At 29.6% G+C, this 646-nt stretch carries 1 protein-coding gene; it reads left to right on the top strand.

Annotated elements, in window-relative coordinates; translation table 11 throughout:
• On the top strand, nt 1–646 hold a 646-nt coding region (locus L8V82_RS07720; RefSeq protein ID WP_263724550.1), incomplete at both ends, for a motility associated factor glycosyltransferase family protein.

Below are 646 nucleotides of genomic sequence, written 5' to 3'. Positions count from 1 at the left end.
AAGGCATCACCCAACTTTTACACAATCTACCTTATCAATTAGCTAATCCTAGCTTAAAGGACTTACTAAAACAAAGAAAAGGTAAAATAGAAAATGCTATTATAGTTTCTACTGGTCCATCTTTAATAAAACAATTGCCTTTATTAAAAGAATATGCTAACAAAGCTAGTATTATATGTGCTGATAGTGCTTATCCTATATTAGCAAAACATAATATAAAGCCTGATTATGTATTAATGCTTGAAAGAGATGATATAGTTATTAAATGTTTTGATAATGATTTTAAAGAATTTGACAATGGCATATTGTTTATTTTAGCTAGTGTAGTACATCAAAAGGCTATAGAATACTTAAAAAGAAATAATAGACAGTTTATGTTGGTACATAGACCACTGCCTTTTTCTAAAGCATTACATATGGATGATTATGGTTATTTAGGAAGTGGTTTAAGCGTAGCAAATATGGCTTATGATTTAGCCGTAAAACTAGGACATAAGAATATTATCTTAATAGGTCAAGATTTAGCTTATGATGAGAATGGCAATTCTCATCCTAAAGACTATGTCCATGGAGAAACTATAGAAAATGACAGAAAAACAGGTTTATTTATTACTGCTTATGGTGGTAATGGTAAGGTTGAGACGAA

Origin of the sequence: Campylobacter sp. IFREMER_LSEM_CL2151 (assembly GCF_025771725.1) — a bacterium.
Taxonomy (GTDB): domain Bacteria; phylum Campylobacterota; class Campylobacteria; order Campylobacterales; family Campylobacteraceae; genus Campylobacter_D; species Campylobacter_D lari_C.
The sequence above is the reverse complement of the archived record's forward strand: the minus strand, read 5'-3'. Positions and strand labels throughout refer to the sequence as shown.